The sequence below is a fragment of the Lamprobacter modestohalophilus genome (assembly GCF_016583905.1).
Classification (GTDB): domain Bacteria; phylum Pseudomonadota; class Gammaproteobacteria; order Chromatiales; family Chromatiaceae; genus Lamprobacter; species Lamprobacter modestohalophilus.
The window spans coordinates 1-23,082 of the sequence record NZ_NRRY01000013.1 but is presented as its reverse complement, the minus strand read 5'-3'; the positions used below and the strand labels follow the sequence as shown (position 1 = coordinate 23,082).

Here is a 23,082-nt window from a genome sequence, read left to right as displayed (position 1 = left end):
CCGAAGGTTAATTGAAAGCGCGTGCCCAAGGCATGCCGCGGGTTTCAAAATGGGCTGTTCAGCGCGAACGCCGCGCGGGCAGATCAACCCGGGCTCCTGGGTGCGGCGGCACATGAAGCCGCTTGCGCGCGCCGCCACAACCGAGCTTCTCGGCGGTGAAGCGCGCCTCGCGCCAAGGCGAGAGATCCAACAACGATGAAAAGAATGTTGATCAATGCAACTCAGCCTGAAGAGTTGCGGGTGGCCATCGTCGACGGCCAACAATTGTACAACCTGGATATCGAGAGCGCAGGACGCGAACAGAAAAAGGCCAACGTCTACAAAGGCACCATCACCCGCGTTGAGCCAAGCCTTGAAGCCGCCTTCGTCGACTACGGCTCAGATCGCCACGGATTTCTGCCGCTAAAGGAGATCGCGCGCAGCTATTTCCGGCAAGACGCACCCAAGCCCGGCACGCGTGCCAGCATCAAGGAGCTGATCAAGGAGGGTCAGCAAGTCATGGTGCAGATCGACAAGGAGGAGCGCGGCAACAAGGGCGCGGCCTTGACCACCTTTATCTCCCTGGCCGGCCGTTACCTGGTGTTGATGCCGAACAACCCGCGCGCCGGCGGCGTCTCACGTCGCATCGAGGGCAACGACCGCTCGGACCTGCGCGAGGTGCTGAGTCAGCTCGAGCTGCCCGAGGACATGGGCCTGATCGTCCGCACCGCGGGCGTCGGCAAGAACGCCGAGGAGCTGCAGTGGGATCTCAACTACCTGCTGCAGCTCTGGGACGCGATCAAGACCTCAGGCGAAGAGCGCAAGGCGCCCTTCCTGATCTATCAAGAGAGCGACGTCATCATCCGCTCGATGCGCGACCATCTGCGCGTGGATATCGGCGAGATCGTCGTTGACGACGCCAAGGTGTATGAGAAGGCTGAAGCCTTCATGCGCCAGGTGATGCCGAACAACCTGAAAAAGCTGCGGTTGTATCTAGACGAGGTGCCGCTGTTCACCCGCTATCAGATCGAGAGCCAGATCGAGTCGGTGTTCCAGCGTGAGGTCAGGCTGCCCTCCGGCGGCTCGCTGGTGATCGACCAAGGCGAGGCGCTGACCGCCGTCGACATCAACTCCGCGCGCGCCACCAAGGGCGCTGATATCGAGGAGACGGCGCTCAACACCAACCTGGAGGCGGCGGACGAGATCGCCCGTCAACTCCGCCTGCGCGACCTCGGCGGCCTGTTCGTGATCGATTTCATCGACATGACGCCGGCGAAGAATCAGCGCGAGGTCGAAAATCGCCTGCGCGACGCCCTCAAGCACGATCGCGCTCGGGTTCAGGTCGCGCGAATCTCGCGTTTTGGCCTGCTGGAGATGTCGCGTCAACGCCTGCGGCCGTCGCTTGGTGAGTCGAGCCAGCTGGTGTGCCCGCGCTGCAAGGGCCAGGGCACCATCCGCGGCGTCGAGTCGCTGGCCCTCTCGGTGCTGCGGATCGTCGAGGAAGAGGCGATGAAGGACCGCACGTCACGCATCATTGCGCAACTGCCGGTTGAGGTCGCGACCTTCCTGTTGAACGAGAAGCGCCGCCAGATCCTGCAGATCGAGGAGCGCCAGAAGGTCGATGTGGTGCTGATCCCAAACCGGCACATGGAGACACCGGACTTCGAGATCGAGCGCATCCGCGCCCAGGACACGGAGCGACTCGCCGATAACGAGATGAGCTACGACCTGACCGCACAGCCAGCGCAGGCCGAGCCGACCTTCGCGCGGCCGCATATCATCCCGCGTCCGGAAGAGCCCGCGGTGAAGGCCTTGGCCCCCTCGATGCCGGCACCGCAGCGCCCTGAACGACAGGATGATGAGCAGCCTCCGACGCTACCGACCGCAGCCGACAGTGCGAGCGAGCAAGGGCGGCGCACCGAGAGCGTACTCAAGCGGATCTGGTCAACACTCTTCGCGTTGCCGAATGATCAGCCGGGTGGCGCATCGGCAGACAATCACGCCGGCGCTGGATCAGAACAGGCGTCGGGCAGCGGTCCGCGAGCCCATCGGTCCGGTTCGTCGGATGCAAAAAGCCAGCGCGCTGATCGCGGACGCAACGGCAGCGACCAAGGCAGTCGTAGCCAACGTGGCGAGCGCCGTTCGCGTCGTTCGAACGGGGCTAGCCAAGATCGCGCAGGGCTGAGCGAGACAGCTGCAACTCAGGATAGAGACAGCGCGACTAGCCCAGCCACCGAGAACGACAGCAGCCCGCAGCGCTCACCGGAGGAACAACCGCAGAACGCTACAAACGGCAACGCGCAGAGTGCGGGTCAGTCGCGACGCAGTAGCTCTCGCCGCGGCTCACGGGGCGGCCGCGGTCGGCGGAATCAACCAGGTACCGACAGCTCAAGCGCAGCAACCGACGAGGCGAGTAACAGCCCAGCCACGACCGACGAACAGTCGACGTCAGCCAACGCAAAGCGCGATGCGGCGCCAGTCTCCTCATCCAAGGCGCTGGTCGCGAGTGAATCGAGTGCTCACTCGGACGAGGCCCCTAAAGGCCGCAAGATACCCGCTGCGGGGGAATCGAATGCCGACCAGAACTCCAGTGCTCGCTCGGCTGTTCAGAGTGCTGAGGAAAGCGCTACGGGAGGAAGCACCGAGTCGGGCCCAGAGGATGGCGACGCAAAGCCTTCGAGCCGGACACGATCAAGCCGACGTCGCCGTGGCGGACGCGGCCGTCGGCGCACTGAAGCCAACGGCAATGCGAGCGAGCAGCAAGAAGCGCCCGCTTCGGCAGCAAGCAGCGAAGCTGCGACCGAATCAGCGTCAGACGCCACGCCTAAGCCGAGCGCAACATCCGGGGAGGCATCTGGGGGGTCCCCTGGCCGGGCCGACGGACATGCGAGGCGCGCAAAGCGCGACGACGCGGGGCCGGATGAGGCCGTCCGCGGCGGACAAGATCACAATGACGCGGCATCAGTGAAGCCTGCCGCTCCCACGGACTCAGCATCGGGATCGCAGGCGAGCGAGGCACGCACGGCGTCTCGCGCAGAGGCGGTGCCGGCAGCCGGAAAAGCCGATCCGGCAACTCCGGCGCCATCAACAGCGACATCCGATGCGCCTCAGTCACCCGGACATGATGACTCCCGAGCCGAGGCTCGCACCGAGCCCAAGCCTGTAAAACCGAGCGTCGAGGCGGCTAGCAGCCCAGTCACTGCACCTAGCACTCCCCTCTCTGCGGCATTCACAGCTTCGCCTCAACCAGCTTCAGCTCAACCGGCCTCGACTCAACAAGTCCCCGCTCAATCAGCCCCAGCGCAACAGACCTCTGTCGCCTCAGCTGTCACCTCAGCCCCCGAGGCCAAGCCCCAGGCTTCTCCTGAAGCCGCATCGATGCCCGAGGCCAAAACTCAGGCTTCTCCTGCAGCCACATCGGCGCCAGAGAGCAAAACTCAGTCCTCCCCTGATGCCTCATCGGCACCCGAGAGCAAGACTCCGGCTCCTCTGCCTGCAGCCGCGTCATCTCCCAAGGCCAGCGCAGAGTCTCCGACGTCGAACGATGTTACCGGCCAACCGTCAAATCCAGCCGGACAATGAGTACCGTCCCTTACAACGCAGAGGCTTATCTCGGTTGTCATGTTTGAGCTCTTCCTGATCTCAGCCAAGCGATTCGCCGGTCTGGTTGCCTCGAGTCTGACGACCTCTCCGGACGGCCGCGCAGCATTGCGGCCACGGCGGATCTTGATCATGCTCGGCTTCCTGCCTGTCTTTGCGCTCGGTCAGGCGCTTCACTGGCTCGGTTTCTTGCTGGATGATCTGTTCTTCCGCGGCTGGCGCCGAGTGCAGGTCGAGGCACCGGTCTTCGTACTCGGCGTCCCGCGCAGTGGCACGACGCGTCTGCACCAGGTGCTGGCCCAGGATGAGCAGTTCACCACATTCCGCACCTGGGAATGCCTGTTCGCGCCATCGGTCACTCAGCGCCTGTTCTTCCTCGGGCTTGCGCGAGCCGATCGGGCCGTTGGCGCCCCAATGGCACGTCTGCTGCGCAGAATCGAGCGACGGGTCTTCTCCGGGCTCGATGATGTCCACCCGATGGGGCTAACGACCCCGGAAGAGGACTACTTCGCGCTGATGCCGGTCCTCTCCTGCTTCATCCTCGCGCTGCCCTTCCCCAACTTCGAGCACATCTGGCGCGTCGGTCGCTTCGATGCCGATCTCGAGCCGGCCGAGCGCCAGCGCCTGCTCGATTTCTATGAGGCCTGTCTCAAGCGCCATCTGTATGTGCACGGTACCGAAAAGTGCCTGTTGTCGAAGAACGCGGCCTTTGCGCCCTTGGCACAGAGTCTCGCGCAGCGCTTCCCAGACGCCCGCTTCATTGTTAGCCTGCGCGATCCGCTCGAGACCGTACCTTCTCAGCTCAGCTCGATTGGCCCAGGACTGGCCTTCTTTGGCGTGCCGGCAGACAGCGAGCCGGTGCGCCGGCGACTCACCGCTCAGCTTGCGTTTTACTACGAGAATCTTGGCCGACTGCGCGAACAGCTTCCCGAGTCGCAGCATGCAGCGCTTGGCATGCAAGACTTGCGCGGTGGGCTTGGCGTGACGTTAAAGGCGGTCTACAACCGCTTGGGGCTGCCCGTGTCGGCCGACTTCGCGCAAGTGCTCGAGCACGAAGACGGCCAGGCTCGGAGCTACAAGAGCAGCCATCATTACAGCCTCGAGCAGTTCGGCCTCACCCCGGCAACCGTCTCAGAGCGCTTCGCCGCCGCTTATCGTCATCCGGTGCTCGCGCCGGTAGCCGCTGCGCAACCTGCTGTGCTAGAGACCCGGTCCGCGTCATGCTGAACTCCTCTCAGCCGCCTGCGCCAGCATCGGCCATCGAAACCGATCAGGCACGAGCCGCCGCCGACGCCAGGGGGCTCAGGGTGGCGATCATCTCCGACGCAGCGCCCGAGCGTAACGGCGTCGGCACCTATTATCGAGACTTGGCCGAGCACCTAAAGGCGGTTGGCGCCAAGGTCGAGTTGATCTCACCACGCTTTCGCACCGGTCGCTGGTACGGTGGCTTGGCCATGCCCATGCCGGGTGATCCAACGCAGCGTTTTCTCATCCCGCAGCCGAGGCTCATCAGCCGACGGCTCAAGCGGCTCGATCCCAACGCCATTATCATCGCCACCCCCGGCCCCTATGGCATGCTCGGCTTGATCTTGGCGCGCCGCTATGGCGCTCGGCTGGTGGTGGGTTTTCATACCCATTTCGAACGCCTTGCTGCGCTCAACAATCACTGGCGGCTGTTCGGTGTGCTCGCCCAGACCTACCTCAACACCTGCCATCGCGCCCTGTTTAAGGCCAGCCATCTGGTGCTGGCCAATTCTGATGAGATGCTTGATGTTGCCCGATCAATCGGGGCCTCAAAGGTCGGCCTGATGGGCACCCCGATCCCGAAGCACTTCCTCGATGTGCCGGTCAATCCGCTGCGGCCCCAGATCAAGCAGGTACTCTTCGCTGGTCGGCTCGCGCCGGAAAAAAATCTAGGCGCCGTGGTCGAGGCGGCTCAGGCCCTGCCGCAACTGCAGTTCCAGATCGCCGGAGATGGTCCGTTGCGCGATTGGGTCCAACACGAGGCCGCCCGCCTGTCGAACCTCGAGTACGTTGGTTGGGTCCGACGCCAAGAGATCCTGCCTCTGATCGATCGCGCCGACCTCCTGGTGCTGCCCTCGACGATCGAATCCTTTGGGACCATTGCCCTCGAGGCCATGGCCCGCGGTCGCTTAGTGGTGGTCTCCTCACAGTGCGGCATCCTGAGCTGGGACCATCTCAATCGCGCCCTGTTTCAGATGCGCGACGATGAGACGCTTTCCAGCACATTGATGCGCGTTTGCGCGCTGGATCAAGGTATTCTCGAACGCAAGGCCTCGCTCGGACGTGAGGCGGCGCGAGAGATCAACGATCGCAATCTACGCCACTGGGTCTCGGTGCTGCGCGACCAAGACCCACAAGGCCTCGAACAGTATGAAGCCGATTGAGCAGCTGTCCCTAGCGACGGAGGCGACCCTGCCAAAGGCGTTGATCTCTGTCCACGACCTGATGCCTGAGACCATGCCGGCCGTGCATCAGACACTGAAGCAGCTCGAACAGCATCGGCTGACACCCGTCACCTTGCTCGTCGTGCCTGGACGCAACTGGAGCCGCAGCGGCATCGAAACGCTGCGCAGCCTAGAGCGCGATGGCTACCGTCTAGCCGGCCATGGCTGGCACCACCAGGCCGAGCGTATCGGCGGGCTCTACCACCGCCTGCACAGTCTGTTTCTGTCGCGCCGGGTCGCGGAGCATCTGGCACTGGATGAGGCTGGGATTATTGCCCTGATCAATCGCTGCCACGCCTGGTTTAGCGAGCAGGGTCTCACACCGCCAACGCTCTATGTTCCGCCGGCCTGGGCCATGGGCAGCATCTCGATCCCGCGCCTGCGCGAGGCCTGTCCGTTTTCCCTTTACGAACGCTTCGATGCCGTCATCGACTGCGCTGCCGAACGGACGCACCCTCTGCCACTCACCGGCTACGAGGCAGACAGCGCGCTGCGCGTCCCGGTGTTGCGACTCTGGAATCGATGGAACTGGCACAATGCCCAACGCCAAGGTCTGCCCATCCGCATCGGCATCCACCCACGCGATCTCGAGCTTGGGCTGGCCGATGCGCTCAAGCGCGACCTGTCGCGATCGATCAGGCCCGTCGATTACGACAGCCTGCTCGGCGCCACTGGCTAGATCAACCAGCAAAGGCCGCCGTTGCCAGCGCCGCCAACCACCAAGATGGCCTAAGTCGCTGTCCAGGTGCCACCTCCCGATCATCGTCCTGAAGCAGTGCCCACATCGGTGCTCACATCGGGAAGCGGTTGATGGACAACCTGTCTAATCCTGCACAGACTCGATCCGCTCGCGGCGAATCGCCTCCAGCAACCCCCGCGCGGCCTCGTCGACCATATCGAACACGGCGTCGAAGCCATTGGTTCCGCCGTAGTAAGGGTCTGGCACCTCGCGTCGGCCCAGCTGTGGCGCGAAGTCCATGAACAATCGCAGCCGCTCCTCGAAACCTGGAGGACAAAGTGCTGACAAGTTGCGGTGATTGTCCTCGTCCATCGCCAGCACATAGTCGAACCGCTCAAAGTCCTCGGCCAACGCGCGTCGTGCGCGCTGCCGCGAAAGATCGATCCCGCGCCGCCGTGCGGTCTCTCGTGCGCGCGGGTCTGGCGGCTCGCCAACGTGATAGGCGTGTGTCCCTGCCGAGTCGATCTCGATCCGATCTGACAAGCCCTCCTCGATCACCAGCTTGGTGAACACCCCTTGCGCTGTTGGCGATCGACAGATATTGCCCATGCAGCAAAAAAGAACACGGATACGCGTTTGATTCATAACGGTTTTATGATGAATATCTAAACAGGAATAAGGGAAATGATAGCGCCTTGAGCGAAAGTAGAATCAAATAGATACGGCGCAGTTTTGGACGTGGCGATGCGCTACCGAGACGCCAGGTACTCGCGCAACACTGCATCGATGCGTGTCTGCCAGCCAGGTCCACCGGCCTTGAAGTGCTCGATGACTTCGGGCGAGAGGCGAATGGAGATTGGTTGCTTCAATGGCGCTTTCTGCGGTCCGCGATGGCGTGCCTTGGCAAATTGCTCCTCGGTCCATTCCGGGTTGTCCGACAGATCGATGTCGTCATCGCCCATGGCATCGACGCGCGCCCAGTCTGTCAAATCAGACTCCGCGCTCTTTGAAGTAACGTGCTTGTTCACGATGAGTGGCCTTTCGCAAAGAAATCAAACGTACCCGCTCGCCACGCTCGGTGTAGACCAGCGCGACGACGCGACCCGACTTGACCCCAAGGGCGAAGTACCGCGCCTCGCCGTAGGCTTCTCGGTCATCCTCGAAGACCAGCATGAAATCGTCGAAGATGACCTCGGCGCCCACGAAGTCCAGACCATGCTTGGCAAGGTTGGCGTGGCGCTTGTGTTCGTCCCAAGTGATCATGGCTTAAATGTATATACAGCCATTGCTTCAGTCAAGACTGATTGCTCAGACGAACATTTGCCGCTGCGCAGTCGCCAAATGTTGGATAAGTTTTGGAAAACCGCCGCTAAGCCTCGCCGTTGCTGGCTCTTCGTCTGCTACCCAGACAGACGAAGAGCACCCTGACGCGGCTATTAGGAAGGTGATTCATCGACTTGTTACCCTATTCCCTCATCAGCGGCGCCGAAATGGGAGCCCTTCTTGCTGACTGCGAAGATTGAAGCGATGCCGTTCGGCGCGGCGACGAATATCCGCGGCGGCGTCTCGTGCTGGCACGCTGTCAGCGCCTAGGTTTGTTTGCGGCGCGATGCGCTGCTGGTGCTCGGCGCGGTCGATCGCACGCGCGTTGCGTTGTTGTAGCGCACGGAGATCCAGTTGTTGTGAGCGCTCGATGACTTCCAGCTGCCGTTGTTGCTTGAGATCGAGCGGCGCGACGCGATTCCGATACGCTCGCTGATCCTGCTCCAATTCGATCCAGCCGCGCGCATTCCGGCGTTCCTGCGTCGCGCCCAAGGCGCTGGCAGCACCGGATGAAACCTGCGCCGCGACTGGCGATCCTTGAGCAGCCAAGATCAGCAGCAACAGGCCGATGGTGCGGGATCTGGTGCGGGATCTTTGATCTCGGACACCGAGAGCGGTCTGGCAGCCTGGAGGCATCGCTCGCACTGCGATGGTGCAGAAATAGGGTCGCTTGATCCAATTCTTACCCACTCGTACCCCGTTGTTTCCGTGGTTTTGGATAACGTTTGGCATGATCGCTCCCTGTATCAGGCCGCACGATCGACGAAATTTCTGCATTCGCATGCTAATACCAGATATTGGCACTGATGCTGCATAAACTTCAGTGAGGCGGAAACCTCCCTCTCTGCCATTTCCGTCCTCTGACCTCCTCAGTGGTGAATTGCCCCGCGACTTCGCGGGGCATTTTTTTGTCCGCTAAAGCATCCATATCCTGTCTTGTTGACGACTCAGGATTCATGCTCGAGACCACTGATGACCGACGATGCCTTCACCCAACGCCTGCGCTCACTGATTGGGCGCAACTGCTGCTATTTTGGCCGCGACTGCCGAATCGTCGAGATCCTTGGCGGGAGCGACGACGAGCAGGGTCATCTGGTTCTCGAGGCCTTTGACGCGGTCCCTCCGATCCAGGCCGACCAGTTCGGCCAGGCCGTGTTCCGTGCTAACGAGCACATCGAGGTCCCAATCCAAGGTCCGCGGGGCGAGTTTTCAGAGGAGCTGATGCATCTGCTCGATGGGCTGGAGACCGAGGCTGCGCGCTAGAGACCCTGTCACGGTCTAGACACTCCAGTCACTCCAGGCTCAAGGGCATCTCAGGCATCCGGTGAGGGCTTGACCTGCCCTCTCCCTCCCGACATCACTCTTGCTCCGGCCCACGACGAGGTGCTACTCGTTCACACCCAGCCAGCGCGCCACGCGTTTGACATCATCGGGGGTGTCAACGCCCGGACCCGGCAAGGTTTTGGCCTCCGACACATGGATGCGCCCACCATGCCAGAGCACCCGCAGCTGTTCCAGGGATTCGGCCTGCTCCAGCGGTGACGCGGGCCAGCTGACGTAGCGCGCTAGGAAGCCTGCATGGTAGGCGTAAAGCCCGATGTGGCGCAGGAAAGGCACTCCGGGCGGCAGCCGAGTCTGATCGCGGAGAAATTCGTCGCGATGCCAAGGCACCGGGGCGCGGGTGAAGTACAGCGCATAGCCGTTGCAATCGGTAAGCACCTTGACGATGTGCGGATCGAACAGCGAGGCAGCATCCTCGATGCGGCAAGCCAGAGTCGAGAGGCCAGCGTCGGGATGATGGGCCAACCCACGCGCGACCTGATCGATCAGTACCGGCGAGATGCCCGGCTCATCGCCCTGCAGGTTGACAACGATGTCCACTGCGTCCCAACCCCGAATCTCAGCAACCTCGGCGATGCGCTCCGAGCCGCTGCGATGGTCAGCGCGCGTCATCACCACCTCGGCGCCGAACGCACTACAGGCCTCGGCGATGCGAGGATGATCGGTCGCGATCAGCACCTCGGTGGCCGAACTGGCGCAGGCGCGCTCCCACACCCAAGCGATCAGAGGTCGCCCGCCGATCTCGATCAGCGGCTTACCCGGCAGACGGGTAGCGCCGAAGCGCGCGGGAATCACCACGCGAAAAGGCTGTTCGACAGTGTCTCTACTCATGGCTCCAGTATTCCTGGCTCCCCAGTGTTTATCTTAAAAAGAGCATTTGAACCGCAGATTAACGCAGAGATTGCAGTACCCTGTTACTCATCACTGCTTCACCTGTTGGGTGGCTTTGCCGAACCTGCTAGAGCCTTGTTTTTTAATATTTACTCTGCGCAAATCTGCGGTTTATAGGTTTATGGCTCCTGTGTCCCGCTGAGCTTGATGGGCGCCTGTGCTTGAATGTGCTCCAGCGCTCTGTCCAATGCCCTGATGAAGCGCGGCTCGAGGACGGCTGTTACCGGCACAGACCAATGCGCCGGCCCGGCGAAGGTGCGGCATTTGACGGCATCCTTCTCGGTCATCAGCACCGGTCCATCGGGCCAGTTGCGCAGATCGTCGGCAGTGTACCGATAATGATCCGGATAGGTCAGCGACGCGACCGTTAAGCCAAGTCCATGTAACATCGTGAAGAAGCGCTGCGGATTGCCGATCCCAGCGACTGCTGTGACTGGCTGCCCTGCAAAATCCGCCAAAGGACGCCGGCGAGACGGATCAACCAGGTTCACGGCATCAGCGGGCTCCAGTCGCATCTGAAACGCATCCAGCGAACCGCCGCCATTCTCGATCACCAGATCGACTTGGCGTCGCCGGCCAACCGGCTCGCGTAACGGCCCGGCCGGCAGGCAACGACGATTGCCAAAACCGCGCTCGCCATCGACGACGAGGATCTCGAGCTGCCGCCTCAGCCGGTCATGCTGTAGCCCGTCGTCGGTGATCACCAGATCGCAACCGCACTGCTCAGCAAGGTCATGTGCCGCCGCCACGCGATCGCGGCACACCATCACTGGGCAGCCCGCGCGCTGGGCCAGCAGCAACGCCTCGTCACCAAACTGGCTTGCATCGCCGTCAGCCGGCACCTGACGAGGTTGTTCTCGATTTGCATCGGCCTCGAACCGCTTCCGGCCATAGCCCCGCAGGGCAATGCCAGGCCGATAGCCGCGCTCGGTGAGATACCCCGCCAGCCAGAGCACCAAGGGTGTCTTTCCGGTCCCGCCGACCGTGAGATTGCCGACCACGATCACCGGCACTGGCGCCGAATAGGACGCTAGCCAGCCGCGCTGATAGAGCCAGCGGCGCCATTGCGCAACACCACAGTAGAGCCAGCCGAGCGGTGCCAGCAAGATGCCGAGCCAGTGTCCCTGATACCAAACGCGCTCCGGAAGCACATCCAGCCAAGGTTTCAGCCTGTGCTTGAAGCGGTCTCGGCGCTCACTGACAGGAATGTGGCTGGGCCGACGATCTGTCGCGGCCACCCTAGCTCAGCCCGATCCCGGCATCGGCGAACTGCAGCCGATGCAGACGCGCATAGTAGCCGCCGCGGGCGATCAGATCAGCGTGGGTGCCGCGCTCGACGATACGGCCGGCGTCCAACACCAGGATCTCATCGACGTGCTCAATGGTCGACAACCGATGCGCGATCACCAGGGTCGTGCGATGCTGCATCAGCGCCGCCAGCGCCGCCTGGATATGACGCTCGGCCTCGGTATCCAGCGCCGAGGTTGCCTCATCCAAGACCAGGATGGGGGCATCCTTGAGCATCGCGCGGGCGATCGCGACGCGCTGGCGCTGACCGCCCGAGAGCAGGATGCCGCGATCGCCGACCAGGGTATCCAGCCCCGCAGGCAACGCATTGATGAAGTCAGTGGCATGCGCAGCCTCGGCCACGCGCTCAATCTCGGCCCGGCGCGCGCCACCTTTCAACCCATAGGCGATGTTGTTCGCCAGGGTATCGTTGAACAGCACCACGTCTTGAGTGACGAGCGAGATCTGCGCGCGCAGGCTGGCCAAGGTCAACTCGCGGGTATCGACCCCATCGATCAGGATCTGCCCCTGAGTCGGATCGTAGAAGCGCGGTAAGAGGCTGGCGATGGTCGACTTACCGCTGCCAGAGCGCCCAACCAGCGCAACGCTGCGCCCGGGCTCGATGAGCAGGTTCAACTCCTCGAGCACGGGGCCCTTCTCCGGGTCGTAAACCTGGGTCACATCGCGGTATTCGACCCGCCCCTGAGCACGGGTCATCACCTGATGGCCAGTGTCGGTCTCGACCTCGCTATCGATCAGCTCGAAGAGGCTCTCGGCAGCGACAATGCCGCGCTGCAGCTGCGAGTTCACCGAGGTCAGACGCTTCACCGGGGGCAGCAGCAGGCCCATGGCGACGATGAACGACATGAAGGTACCGACGGTAATATCGGCACGCAGGCCCTGAAGGGTGGAGAGATAGACGATGATCGCGATCGCGATCGCCGCGATCAGCTGCACCAGTGGCACGCTGATCGAGTCGGTGGCGACGATCTTCATCTGCAGCGAGCGCGTCTTCTCGTTGACTGTCGCGAAACGCCGGGTCTCGTAGTCCTCGCCGCCGAAGGCCTTGACCACCCGATGCGCCTCGATCACCTCCTGTGCCGCATGCGAAAGCGAGCCCATGCGCTCCTGGACGCGCTTGCCGTAGCGGCGGAAACGCTTGGTCGCATACTTGATCGCCAGCACCATCGCCGGTGCCACCAGGAGGAAGATCGCGGAAAGCGCCGCGTCGATGTAAAGCATGTAGAGGATCAGCACTAGCGCCGTGAAGCCATCGCGCACCAGTGTTGTCAGCGCCGAGGTCGAGGCGGTGGCGACGTTCTCGACGTTGAAGGTGAACTTGGCAACGATCTGGCCAGAACTATGGTGATCGTAATAGCGCGCCGGAGCCCGCAGCAGATGATCGAACATCTGCTGGCGGAGATCCGCCACCACGCGACGCCCAACCCATTTGAGACAGTAGGTATTGATAAAGCCGGCAATGCCGCGCACCAAGAAGATACCAACCAGCACGAACGGCATCAGGCGCACCACGTTCGGGTCGCGCTCGACAAAGCTGCCATCGAGCAGCGGCTTGATCATGGCCGCAAATAGCGGCTCGGTGAGCCCGAACACCAGCATGCCGGCGATCGAGATCGCGAACATCTTCCAGTACGGGCGGACATAGCCCAACAGGCGTCGATAGACCTCGCGGGCGGTGGCCTCTCCTTGCGCGCTAAACAGGGCCCCAGGCGCCGCTGGCGAGGTCATCGCTCGATCTCCTGCACTGCACTCGGCTGTTCCGCCGGTTCCTGTTCCGCTGATGCCTGTTCCGCTGGCTCCTGGTCTGACATCTGGTCTGACATCTGGTCTGACATCTGGTCTGACGCCTGGTCTGACGCCTGGTCGAGCGGCTGTTTCGACGCGAGTCCGGGCACTGCGCTCGACGCCGAACTCATGGTCTGGCGCGGGCTCTGGCTGGCCGCGAACGCCACCTGGCTCAGCCCGAGCTGGCCGGCCGCATCGAGCACCTGCATCACCGCCTGATGCTCGGCCTTGGCATCGGCCTTGATCAGGACCGGCAGCTCGCGCTCGGCGCCGACCGCGCCGATCAAGGCCTGCTTCAGGGTCTCGAGATCGGTCCCGTTGACCATTTGTGCGTTGACGTAGAAGCGACCCGCGCGGTCGACCATCACCTCGACCAGCGCGATCTCCTCGGCCGGCACCGGCTCGGCATCGGCCTCCGGCAGTTGCAGCCGCAACCGTCCCTCGTCGCGGAAGCTGGTCGTCACCATGAAGAAGATCAGCAGCAAGAAGACGACGTCGATCAACGGTGTCAGGTTGATCTCGGGCACTTCGGGGCGATGTGGGCGCAGGTTCAAGGCGTCTCTCCGTCCGCGGCCTCGCGCTCGCCTTGCATCACCTCGATCAGCCGCAACGCTTGCTCTTCCATGCCGACCACCAGCTTATCCACCCGGCTGAGAAAATAGCGATGGAACATCAGCGCCGGGATCGCAATCGACAGCCCCGCGGCGGTGGTGATCAGCGCCTGTGAAATACCGCCGGCGAGCACGCCAGGGTCGCCAACGCCAGCGTCCATGATCACCGCAAACACGTCGATCATGCCGATCACGGTGCCGAGGAGCCCAAGCAATGGCGTCACTGCGGCGATAGTGCCAAGCGTACTCAGGTAGCGCTCCATCCCAGAGACGACGTGACGGCCAGTGTCCTGAATAGCCTCCTTCATCACCTCGCGCGCGTGAAACCGGTTCACCAGCCCAGCGGCGAGCATCCGACCGAGCGCCGAGCCCTGTCGAATCTGATCGATGCGTTGATCGTCAAGCTGATCGCTGCGTTGCAGCTCCCAGATCTGCATCACCAGCCCATCCGGCATGATGCGTTTGCGCCGCAAGGCCCAGAAACGCTCGATCACGATGGCCATTGCGACAACCGAGCACAGCAGGATCGGCACCATCAGCCAGCCGCCGGCCTTCATCAGATCGAGCACTAGGGAGTTACCTCGGGACGCAAGTGAGCCAACAGATCAGGGCCGCAATCATAACGCACTGCAAAACCATCAGGCCGAGCTTGTACTCGACCGGCGATCCCTAGGGCCGGCCACCGGCTGGGACTGCCGGCGCCGGATGGTGGCGCCAAAGCCGATTTACGCGCTCACGATAGGCAGGCGCGACACGCAGTTCGCCCTCCGGGTCAACAGACAGCTCGATCGCACCGGAGCTCGCGGTGTCCAGGCTCGCCGCGCCGGACGCGATCACGCGCTCGCGAACCGACTCAGCGGGAAAGCCAAAGCGATTCTTCCAGCCCATGGAGAACAGCACCAACCGCGGCGATACCGCGCTCAAGAAGGACTGCGTCGTCGAGCTCGCACTTCCGTGATGTGCAGCGATCAGCACCTCGGCTGGCAAAGCGCCCGCCGCCTGCTGGAGCAGACGCCGCTCAACCGAGGCCTCGGCATCACCCGGCCAGAGCAGCGCGGTCTCGCCGACCACAATGCGCAGCACACAGGAGCTGTTATTACCGTCCTCGACCAGGTCCGTGGGATGCAGGACCGCGAAATCGACCCCGTCCCAATGCCATTGCTGTCCGCGCCGACAGGTCTCAACGCGCCCGCCTTCGCGGCCAAGAGCATGACCAGCTGCTTGCTGTCGTTGCTGCTCGATGGATTGCTCGATGGACTGCTCAGCGGATTGTTCAACGGATTGTTCAACGGACGGCTTAATGGACGGCTCAACGGACGGCTTAATGGGCGGCTTTGTGACGCTTACAGCGGAAGGCTTGCCTTCCAACATCCGTTCAATCTCGTCCGGCTCGCCACTGAGAATGCGTCGAGCCTCAACCGAGGCCAGCAGTCCCTGCACGCCGCCTGCATGGTCCTGATCCGCATGCGAGACCATCAGCAGATCAAGGGTGTTGATGCCCAGGTGCTGGAGGTAGGGCGCGATCACCGCCTCACCGGTGTTGAAGCCGCTGCGAAAGCCGGGGCCGGTATCGTAGACCAGCGTATGGCGCTGGGTCCGAATCACCGCGGCGAGCCCTTGCCCAACGTCAAGCAGCGTGACCTCGAGCGAGCCTGGCGCCGGCGTTGGCGGCCGCAGCAGCCACAACGGCAACAGCAGCACCGCCCCAAGCCAACGCCCGGGCAGCCCACGCGGCGCAAGCAGGAGCAGCGCACCAAGCCCTGCGATGAGCCAGACCCAGTCGGGCCGGCCGCCGAGCGACACACTGGCCCAGGGCAGCGAGGCAGCAGCAGCGAGCAGGCTGTAGCCCTGGTCCAAGAGCCAGTCGACGGCGAGCAGCGGCAGCGCCCAGCCGGTGAGCAGGAAGGCGAGACTGGCGACGAGGATGATCGGCAGCAAGAGCCCGAACAGCGGCACGGCGATCAGATTCACGAGCGGCGCAATTACGGACGCACGGCCGAAGAACGCGATCAGCAACGGCAGCAGACCGAGCGCCACGGCCCACTGAGCCGCGCCCCAACGCGCGATCCAACCTGGTGGGCCAAGCCGCCAGCCGAGCGCATAGAGCAGCACCGCAACCGCACCGAACGAGAGCCAGAAGCCGTAATCCAAGACCGCCGCCGGATCGACCAACAGCACTGCCGCCAACGCCAGCGACAATGCACTCGAGGCGCGCAGCGTTCGGCCGGCGACAATCGCTAGCAAGACCACCGCGAGCATCATCAATGCCCGCTGCGTCGAGACCGAGAAACCGGCCAAGGCGGCATAGACAAGCGCTGCGAGCAGTGCAGCCACCGCCGCCGCGCGCGGGGCCGCAACGCGCAGTGCCAAGCCTGGAGCCCACACCCAAAGGCGCCGAACCAACACAAACAGGGCCGCGGAGACGAGCCCAACATGAAGCCCCGAGATCGCGATCAGATGCGAAGTCCCGGTGCGCGAGAAGACCGACCATTGCGCGGGCGTCAAGGCACCGCGATCGCCGATCACCAGGGCCGGAACCAGCGCCGAGCCGACGCCCGTCGGGAGCGCCTCAAGCAGACGCTCACGCAGTCCCTGACGCCAACGATCGAGCCAGTACCGCCCTGCCCCCGCATCGAGCCTTTGTGGTGCAACCTGCGTCCGCACATAGCCCGTCGCCTTGACCTGCTGCCGGAACAGCCAGCGTTCGTAATCGAAGCCACCAGGATTCATGAACCCGTGCGGCGTCTTCAGCCGGACCTTGAACCGCCAACGCTCGCCGACCTTGAGGTGCGGCGCATCTTTGTACCAAGACAGCCTGACGCGACCATCGAAATCGCTCGACGCACCGGCGTCGGACAGGCGCTCGACATCGAACAGAAAGCGCGACCGCTCAGCCGTTACATCCGGTAGTGAAGCGATGCGACCCACGATGGTCACATCTTGCTGGGCCAGGGCGTCTGGAAACGGATTGCACAGCAGCGCGCAGGCCCAGAGGTGCGACCAACAGAAGCCGAGGACGAGGGCGGCGAGAGGCCAGCTGATCCGCTGCAACAGGCAGCCGATGATGGCCAGGAGGAGCAGCCCAACGACCGCGAGATCCGCGGGTGGATCAGCGGCGATGAAATAACCACCGGCGCCCAGTGCAAAGCCAAGGCCGATCGCGGTCAGCCCGCAATGCCGCTCAGCTGCCAGACGGTCGCGCATCACGGATACGGCGACGTGCCCGCTACGCGGTCTTGACCAATCTGCCCTCGTCCAAGCGCCAGACCTGATCAGTACGCCCAGCAAGGGCCGGATCATGGGTCACGATGACGATACTGGTGCCGATCTCGGCATTCAGCTCCAGCATCAGATCGTAGACACCCTCGGCCGTATGCCGATCGAGATTCCCGGTCGGCTCGTCGGCGAGCACACAGGCCGGGCGGGTCACCAACGCTCGGGCAATGGCGGCGCGCTGGCGCTCACCGCCGGAAAGCTCAGACGGCTTGTGCTCCTCCCGATGGCTCAGCCCAACGCGACCGAGCATCGCCGCAGACTGCTCCTGAGCCTCAGCCGGTTCGCTGCCGCGGATCAAGAGTGGCATCGCCACATTTTCGAGCGCCGTGAATTCGGGCAGTAAATGATGAAACTGATAGACGAAGCCGAGCTGGCGATTGCGCCGCTCACCACGCACCCGCTCCGAGAGCTGCATCACCGCTTCACCGGACCAGAGCACCTCGCCAGAGGTCGGCTGCTCTAACCCACCGAGGCAATGCAGCATCGTGCTCTTGCCCGACCCTGAGGCGCCGATGATGGCCATGCGCACCCCTGGCTGGACGAGAAGATCGACGCCACGCAGGACTTCAACGTCCAGCGGTCCTTGGCGGAAGCGTTTGCTGACCCCGCGCGCCTCCAGGACGGGCATCCGGTCGCGCTGCTCGCTCATCGTCGCGCCCTGATCAGTCCGCTGATCACTCCCCTGATCAGTCACCTGATTACGGCCCTGATTACTCATAGCGCAGCGCCTCGGCCGGGTCCGTCCGCGCTGCGCGCCAAGCGGGATACAGGGTCGCGAGCACCGTCATCAAGAAGGCGCCAGCGGCGATGCGGACCACGTCTGCCGCGCGCACATCGGATGGCAGCACACTGATGTAATAGATGCTCGGGTCGAGAAAATGGACATCGAACAGGCCTTCGATGGAGGCAACGATCGCTTCCACGTTCCAGCCCAGCAAGACGCCGCCAACCACGCCCATCAGGGTGCCGAAGACGCCGATCGCGGTGCCCTGAACCATAAAGATCGCCATGATGCGGCCTGGTGAGGCGCCCAGCGTGCGCAGCACGGCAATGTCCGCGCGCTTGTCCGTCACCACCATCACTAGGGTTGAGACGATATTGAAGGCGGCGACCGCAACGATCAGGAACAGGATGATCGACATCATCCGCTTCTCGGTACGCAGCGCAGCAAAGAAGTTGCGATGGACCTGGGTCCAGTCCGAGACGCGATAGAGCCCGTCGAGCGAGTACTGGATCTCGCGCGCGATCATCGGCGCCTCCCACATATCGGTCAGCTTCAGCCGCACGCCCTCCGCCGCATCGCCAAGGCGCATCAGCCGCGCCGCATCCTCCATGTGCATGAAGCCAGCGCCGCGGTCGTAATCGGACATGCCAACCTCGAACAGGCCGATGACGGTGAAGGCCTTGAGCCTGGGCATCACACCGACCGGCGTCGCGTTCAGCTGCGGTGTGACCACCGTGACTTTATCCCCGACCCCGACCCCAAGCACCGCTGCCAGCTCGCGGCCGAGGATGATATTGAACGCCCCGGGCGCTAGCGAGTCGACCGACCCCGCAATCATGTCGTCACGAAGATCCGAAACCGCATCCTCTTGAGCGGGCAAGATGCCGCGCAGCAGCGCTGCGTTGGTACGACCGGCATGCATCAGCATCGATTGGATCTCGACGAACGGCGCTGCGCCAAGCACATCTGGTCGCTGACTGAGTTCGTCGACGAGGCCTTGCCAGTCGCTGATCCCGCTTGGGTCGGAGAGGGTTGCATGCGAGGCCATGCCGAGGATGCGCTCCTGGATCTCCTTATGGAAGCCGTTCATGACCGACAGCACGACGATCAGCGCGATGATCCCAAGCGTGATGCCAAGCATCGAGATCATCGAGATGAACGAGATGAAATGATTGCGCCGACGAGCGCGCGTATAGCGCAGGCCGACAAAGAGGGAGAAGGGGCGAAACATGGGCGCGGATTAGACCAGAATGCAGCGTTTGAAGATAGCGCCAAGATGCATCGATGGCCTCACCGGGGGCCTGCCCTCTGTCTCGCGATCGGCATTGGCACGAAACCGCCAAAAAGCTGTAAAGGCTTTCCCGTACACTAACCGGTATCCGCGGCTGACTGTCGCATGCTGTAACCGAGTCGCCCCATGCTTATCCCGAACCGAAAGACCAAGATCATCGCAACCATCGGCCCAGCCTCCGAACATCCGGAAGTGCTGCGTGCCCTGATCCACGCCGGCCTTGACGTTGCCCGGCTCAACTTCTCGCACGGCAATCCGGCGTATCACGCCGGCCTGATCGCGACGATCCGCGAAGCAGCCATCGATGCCGGGCGTCGGGTCGCGATCATGGGCGACCTGCCCGGCCCCAAGATGCGTATCGGCGATCTCGACGATGAGCCCATCGAACTCGTCCGCGATCAGCCGTTCACGCTGACCACCGAGCCCAACGTTGGGCAGGCCGATCGCGTCAGCGTCACCTTCCCAGGGCTGCCGGCAGCGGTGAAACCGGGTGATCGCTTGTTCCTCAATGACGGCTTCATCTTGCTCAAGGCCGTCGAGGTGACCGAGACCGATGTCGTCTGTAACGTCCGCGCCGGCGGTGAGCTGAGATCACGCAAGGGGCTGAACCTCCCAGGCATCGATCTGGGTATCTCCGCCTTCACCGAGGAGGACCATCAATGGCTGCGCTTTGCCGCTGAGCATCGGCTCGATGCCGTGAGCCAGTCCTTCGTTGCCACGGCCGCGGACATCGACGCCGTGCGCAGCGCGGCCAAAGCGCTCGACTATGCACCCTTCATCATCGCTAAGATCGAGCGCGCCTCAGCGCTGGATAATCTGGACGAGATCCTGGACACCGCCGACGGCATTATGGTCGCGCGCGGCGACCTCGGCGTCGAGATCCCGATCGAGACCATCGCCGTCGCCCAGCGCCGCATCACCGAGCAGGCCAATCTGCGCGGCAAGCCGGTGATCACCGCCACACAGATGCTGGAGTCGATGGTCACGCTGCGCCGACCCACGCGCGCCGAGGCCACCGATGTCGCCAATGCCATCCTCGGCGGCACCGACTGCGTGATGCTCTCGGCCGAATCGGCGATGGGGCGCTTCCCGGTCGAATCGGTCGAGATGCTCGCTGCCATCGCCGCCGCCATCGAGCCAGAGCGCGATAACCGGCTGCTCGCCCAAGCACTTGGCGCCTACGGCAATGGTGGCCCGCTGCGGGCGGTTGATCTGATCGCCCGGAGTGTCTACCACACGGTTGAGCGCAGCGCCCCGCAAGCGGTCATCGTGCCAACCCGCAGCGGTGATACCGCACGCAGTATCGCCCGCTTCCGTCTGCCCTGCTGGGTCGTCGCCCTGAGCCCAACGCCGAGCACCAGCCAGGCGCTCAAGTTCTCCTACGGCGTGCTCGCTGTCGATGTCGACAGCGACCTGCCGGATTGGAGCGAATACGTGCGCAGCTGGCTAGCCGACAAAGGCATCAACGACGGCCTGGTGCTGCTGACTCAGGGACCATCCGAAGAGCACCCCTGCGGCAATCATCGGCTCGAGATCATGGAGCTCAGCCCAGAGCGCAATCCTGCGTGCCAGTAATGCCCTCCAACGCACCGCCGCTCGACCAGCTTGAGCTGGCCATCACCGCCTCCGGCCGCCGCGTCGCCTTCTCGCAGCTCGGCGACCGCGAAGGCACCCCGATCATCTACGCGCATGGTTTTCCGAGCTCCAGGCGCGAGGCCTGGCTTGTGCATACGGCGGCCTGCGCCGTCGGTGCTCGCATCATCAGCATCGACCGCCCCGGCTATGGCGACAGTGATCAGGCCCCAGACCGCAACATCAGCGACTGGCCAGACGATGTGCTGCTGATCGCAGACCAGCTCGGCCTCAAGCGCTTCGCATTACTCGGCGTGTCCGGCGGTGGCCCCTATGTGCTGGCGTGTGCTTGGCGTCTCGGCCAATCGCTCGCCCAACCGGAGTCACAAGACCGAAAGGGACGAATCACGAGTTGCGCCCTGGTGTGCCCGCTCGGGCCGATCTACCGCGACGAGCAGCTTGAGCAGATGCACTGGGCAGCCCGCATGAACCTGCGCATCGGCCAACAGGCGCAATGGCTCGGTGACCTGGTCTTCGGCGGCCCAACCACGATGCTGCTCGAGCATTGGCCATCCCTGGTCGAGAACACCCGCAGCCTAGCCGCGCCAGCCGCCGACCGTGCAGTACTCGCGGACCCCGAGACCGCCGCGATCCTCAACCGTACCATCGCTGACGCGATGCGCAATGGCGCCCCCGGCGCCCGCCGGGATCTGCACCTCTACACCCATGACTGGGGCATTCCCTTCCAGCAGATCGATCTCCCGATTCGCATCTGGCACGGCCAAGCCGACGGCACCGTACCCATCGAGCACGCACGCTGGTATGCCAAGCAGCTTCCGAACGCCAGCCTGACCGAGCTACCGGGCGAAGGCCATTACTCAGTGCCGTTTCGCCACAGCCGCCAGATCCTGAGTGAGCTGATCAAACCCGCCGCTTGAGACAGCGCTTCATCGCAACAAGAGAAGCGGAAGCTATGGCGATGGCGATGGCGATGGCGATGAGCAAGCCTGAACACAACAACGCATCCCCTCAAAGATAAGGCGTCAGCAACCGAGCGAAGCTGTCACGCAAACGGAATGGCAAGGTGCGAGCGCGCATATCGGCGGCGCGGATCTCGATCACGCCCGCCAGCTTCTTATCAAACATTTCGAAGCTCAGGCGCGGGCTGCGGCACGCACGCTTTTCAAGGTCGCCGACCGCCATCCTGAGGTGTTGCGCGAACTGAATTGGTCAACCTGTGCCAACCGATGGCAACCCGTTCGCGAAAGTTGCAAGGGCTTGAGTGATTATCTGGATGTTTACCTCCATGGAACATGGGGCAATAGCCGACCAAAGCTGTCAGAAATTTTTACGTTTTTGCAGCTATCCATTCAGATCCATACTAAAATTGTCAACATTTTTTACACGATCTTTTGTCATCTTTACTAAAATTGTCAGGATTTTTTACGCTGTCCGTTTTTATCGATACTCTTATATTTGTTAAGCAGCTGTAAAGTTTGGATAAAATTTCTTTGGCGCAAAAAATGCTTAGCGGGCGATGGTTGTTTTCACGCTTGACCTTAAAGCGCACAGCGCAATGTGTCAGCCCCTAAAAATTTGACCCGGAGAACGCTCATGGCTTGCGACGGCAATGACCACAGACTTCTTCCTAACCTGAAGCCCCTTCACCTCGCTATTCTGACCGCACTGGCGACGCCAACGGTCCCAGCCGCCGCACAGAATGCCACTTGGCAGGGCGGCACCGGCAACTGGAATGACACGGCTCAATGGGATACGGGCAACGTGCCCAGCAGCGCCAATGATGTCCTCATCGACGGCGGCAAGACCGGCACCGACTCGGTAGCCAATGTGAATGTGAGCTCCGCGGCAGGCAATCTGACCATCGATACCGGGGATGCCGTCGACATCAACAATGCCACAACACTGAGCATACATGGGGCGAGCATCCTCAATGACGGCGAAATTGGAATCACTTCCACCGGCGGCACCACCAGCCTATCCATCCAGGGCGATACCACACTGACCGGCAGCGGCTCGGTGCAGATGAGCAATCAGACCGTCAACCGGATTATCGGTGTTACCGGTTCGACCCTGACCCAGAGCGCCAATCACAGCATCAGCGGGTCAGGCAGCATCGGTGGTAATTTCATCGGGCTGGACAATGCCGGGGTCATCGAGGCTGTGGGCAGCGCGGGGCTGACACTGAACCTGCGCGGGACCAACGACGAGACCCG

At 62.9% G+C, this 23,082-nt stretch carries 21 protein-coding genes; 8 read left to right on the top strand and 13 right to left on the bottom strand.

Annotated elements, in window-relative coordinates; genetic code table 11:
• The first annotated feature begins 195 nt into the window (after nucleotides 1–195).
• The 4 genes from rne to CKO42_RS09790 are packed head-to-tail and all read left to right on the top strand — an operon-like array spanning nucleotide 196 to nucleotide 6,726.
• Complete coding sequence (gene rne / locus CKO42_RS09805; protein ID WP_200242934.1) at nucleotides 196–3,561, top strand: ribonuclease E; 3,366 nt, start codon at nucleotides 196–198, stop codon at nucleotides 3,559–3,561.
• Between the two features lie 39 nt (nucleotides 3,562–3,600).
• A complete protein-coding gene (locus CKO42_RS09800) occupies nucleotides 3,601–4,806 on the top strand; it encodes a sulfotransferase (RefSeq protein ID WP_200242932.1) in 1,206 nt (401 codons plus the stop codon).
• A complete protein-coding gene (locus CKO42_RS09795; RefSeq protein WP_200242929.1) occupies nucleotides 4,800–5,987 on the top strand; it encodes a glycosyltransferase in 1,188 nt (395 codons plus the stop codon). The genes CKO42_RS09800 and CKO42_RS09795 overlap by 7 nt, the downstream gene beginning before the upstream one ends.
• Complete coding sequence (locus CKO42_RS09790; RefSeq protein ID WP_200242927.1) at nucleotides 5,974–6,726, top strand: DUF2334 domain-containing protein; 753 nt, start codon at nucleotides 5,974–5,976, stop codon at nucleotides 6,724–6,726. Before CKO42_RS09795 ends, CKO42_RS09790 begins: the two co-directional genes overlap by 14 nt.
• A gap of 144 nt (nucleotides 6,727–6,870) precedes the next feature.
• Here CKO42_RS09790 and CKO42_RS09785 read toward each other — a convergent pair whose 3' ends face one another.
• From CKO42_RS09785 to CKO42_RS09770, 4 genes are all read right to left on the bottom strand, one after another.
• Nucleotides 6,871–7,371: a low molecular weight protein-tyrosine-phosphatase gene (locus CKO42_RS09785; RefSeq protein ID WP_200242925.1), complete on the bottom strand. Its 501-nt coding sequence runs from the start codon at nucleotides 7,369–7,371 to the stop codon at nucleotides 6,871–6,873.
• A 104-nt stretch (nucleotides 7,372–7,475) separates the two neighbouring features.
• Nucleotides 7,476–7,715, bottom strand: a complete 240-nt coding sequence (locus CKO42_RS09780; protein WP_200242922.1) for a BrnA antitoxin family protein — start codon at nucleotides 7,713–7,715, stop codon at nucleotides 7,476–7,478.
• 1 nt (nucleotide 7,716) lies between these two features.
• Nucleotides 7,717–7,989 (bottom strand): BrnT family toxin, encoded by a 273-nt coding sequence (locus CKO42_RS09775; protein WP_200242921.1) that lies wholly within the window; start codon nucleotides 7,987–7,989, stop codon nucleotides 7,717–7,719.
• Between the two features lie 213 nt (nucleotides 7,990–8,202).
• Nucleotides 8,203–8,610: a hypothetical protein gene (locus CKO42_RS09770; protein ID WP_200242920.1), complete on the bottom strand. Its 408-nt coding sequence runs from the start codon at nucleotides 8,608–8,610 to the stop codon at nucleotides 8,203–8,205.
• A 411-nt stretch (nucleotides 8,611–9,021) separates the two neighbouring features.
• Between CKO42_RS09770 and CKO42_RS09765 the strand changes: the two genes are divergently transcribed.
• Nucleotides 9,022–9,312, top strand: coding sequence for a hypothetical protein (locus CKO42_RS09765; RefSeq protein WP_200242919.1), 291 nt, complete (start codon nucleotides 9,022–9,024; stop codon nucleotides 9,310–9,312).
• Between the two features lie 123 nt (nucleotides 9,313–9,435).
• Here the strand turns inward: CKO42_RS09765 and kdsB are convergent, their stop codons facing one another.
• The 8 genes from kdsB to CKO42_RS09725 form a co-directional block, all read right to left on the bottom strand.
• A complete protein-coding gene (gene kdsB, locus CKO42_RS09760; RefSeq protein WP_200242917.1) occupies nucleotides 9,436–10,221 on the bottom strand; it encodes a 3-deoxy-manno-octulosonate cytidylyltransferase in 786 nt (261 codons plus the stop codon).
• A gap of 179 nt (nucleotides 10,222–10,400) precedes the next feature.
• Nucleotides 10,401–11,519 (bottom strand): tetraacyldisaccharide 4'-kinase, encoded by a 1,119-nt coding sequence (gene lpxK / locus CKO42_RS09755; protein WP_338034890.1) that lies wholly within the window; start codon nucleotides 11,517–11,519, stop codon nucleotides 10,401–10,403.
• A 1-nt stretch (nucleotide 11,520) separates the two neighbouring features.
• Entirely contained in the window at nucleotides 11,521–13,317 is a 1,797-nt protein-coding gene (gene msbA / locus CKO42_RS09750; RefSeq protein WP_200242915.1) for a lipid A export permease/ATP-binding protein MsbA, read from the bottom strand.
• Nucleotides 13,314–13,928: a biopolymer transporter ExbD gene (locus CKO42_RS09745; protein ID WP_200242913.1), complete on the bottom strand. Its 615-nt coding sequence runs from the start codon at nucleotides 13,926–13,928 to the stop codon at nucleotides 13,314–13,316. The genes msbA and CKO42_RS09745 overlap by 4 nt, the downstream gene beginning before the upstream one ends.
• Nucleotides 13,925–14,554 (bottom strand): MotA/TolQ/ExbB proton channel family protein, encoded by a 630-nt coding sequence (locus CKO42_RS09740; protein ID WP_200242910.1) that lies wholly within the window; start codon nucleotides 14,552–14,554, stop codon nucleotides 13,925–13,927. The genes CKO42_RS09745 and CKO42_RS09740 overlap by 4 nt, the downstream gene beginning before the upstream one ends.
• A 100-nt stretch (nucleotides 14,555–14,654) precedes the next feature.
• Nucleotides 14,655–17,189 (bottom strand): DNA internalization-related competence protein ComEC/Rec2, encoded by a 2,535-nt coding sequence (locus CKO42_RS09735; protein ID WP_242479263.1) that lies wholly within the window; start codon nucleotides 17,187–17,189, stop codon nucleotides 14,655–14,657.
• A gap of 22 nt (nucleotides 17,190–17,211) precedes the next feature.
• Nucleotides 17,212–17,910: a lipoprotein-releasing ABC transporter ATP-binding protein LolD gene (gene lolD / locus CKO42_RS09730; RefSeq protein WP_200243120.1), complete on the bottom strand. Its 699-nt coding sequence runs from the start codon at nucleotides 17,908–17,910 to the stop codon at nucleotides 17,212–17,214.
• A 61-nt stretch (nucleotides 17,911–17,971) separates the two neighbouring features.
• The gene (locus tag CKO42_RS09725; RefSeq protein ID WP_200242904.1) at nucleotides 17,972–19,216 is read right to left on the bottom strand and encodes a lipoprotein-releasing ABC transporter permease subunit; all 1,245 of its coding nucleotides are present in this window, start codon (nucleotides 19,214–19,216) and stop codon (nucleotides 17,972–17,974) included.
• 186 nt (nucleotides 19,217–19,402) lie between these two features.
• Here CKO42_RS09725 and pyk point away from each other — a divergent pair, with 186 nt between their 5' ends.
• Both pyk and CKO42_RS09715 read left to right on the top strand, forming a co-directional pair.
• On the top strand, nucleotides 19,403–20,851 hold the full coding sequence (gene pyk / locus CKO42_RS09720) for a pyruvate kinase (RefSeq protein WP_200242898.1): 1,449 nt from the start codon (nucleotides 19,403–19,405) through the stop codon (nucleotides 20,849–20,851).
• A complete protein-coding gene (locus CKO42_RS09715) occupies nucleotides 20,851–21,786 on the top strand; it encodes an alpha/beta fold hydrolase (RefSeq protein WP_200242894.1) in 936 nt (311 codons plus the stop codon). The genes pyk and CKO42_RS09715 overlap by 1 nt, the downstream gene beginning before the upstream one ends.
• A gap of 91 nt (nucleotides 21,787–21,877) precedes the next feature.
• Here CKO42_RS09715 and CKO42_RS09710 read toward each other — a convergent pair whose 3' ends face one another.
• Nucleotides 21,878–22,051 (bottom strand): phospholipase D-like domain-containing protein, encoded by a 174-nt coding sequence (locus tag CKO42_RS09710; protein ID WP_200242892.1) that lies wholly within the window; start codon nucleotides 22,049–22,051, stop codon nucleotides 21,878–21,880.
• A gap of 411 nt (nucleotides 22,052–22,462) precedes the next feature.
• Here CKO42_RS09710 and CKO42_RS09705 point away from each other — a divergent pair.
• Nucleotides 22,463–23,082 (top strand): hypothetical protein (locus tag CKO42_RS09705; RefSeq protein ID WP_200242890.1); only part of this gene is annotated, 620 nt, incomplete at its 3' end.